Source organism: Paenibacillus sp. F411 (assembly GCF_017582705.1).
Classification (GTDB): Bacteria; Bacillota; Bacilli; order Paenibacillales; family Paenibacillaceae; genus Paenibacillus_AQ; species Paenibacillus_AQ algicola.
Map to the genome: position 1 here is coordinate 1 of NZ_JAGFIP010000055.1, position 599 is coordinate 599.

1 pseudogene is annotated in these 599 nt (G+C 50.6%); it reads right to left on the reverse strand.

Annotation, left to right across the window (positions count from 1 at the left end):
• Positions 1-224: pseudogene (locus JJQ72_RS20295) on the reverse strand (group II intron reverse transcriptase/maturase); the annotation flags it as partial.
• Positions 225-599 lie beyond the last annotated feature (375 nt).

The following is a 599-nucleotide window of genomic DNA, read 5'->3' on the forward strand; positions in this document are numbered from 1 at the left end:
ACCTCTCCTTGTTTCTCGATGTCTGCCAGTGTCTCTCCGTCTATTCCTGCCGAGCCCTTATTAGCTCGTACTCTTCGCCATGCTTCCCAAAGAATGTCCAGCCGGTAGACCTTGTCGTACAACGCGTGAAACCTTCGCTTCTTGCTTTTCTTGGCCGCATGACCTAGTTTCTCTTGGAGTTGTTGAACGTTTTCCTTTGGTGTTGTTAGCCGTTTGGCATTCACTGACTCGTACCTCCTTAAGAAACTTGAACAAAGCAGGGCTCCTTCCCTCCTGCAGGTTGTGTTGTCCTGCATTCTTCGGTACTATGAGCCCCTCGGACTCCCTTCCTGCAGACGGTTCACTTCACCTTTTAGGCTTATAGAGCGTCTCTTTACGGTTTAAAAAAAAAAAAAAAACGTGCAGGGGAGGGCCTCCCCAGTTCACTGCATCCTCTTTCATACCATGCCGGTCCCCTTACGCCGGAGGATTCTTCACTGTCGTTCCAAGTTCTGAACAGCTTCCATGGCCTTCGTCCATATGCGCGAGACTCGGCTTCCTCTTCCCCTCTTGCGAGGCCTTTTTGACGACGCGGCAGGATTCACTTTATGTTACAGCCT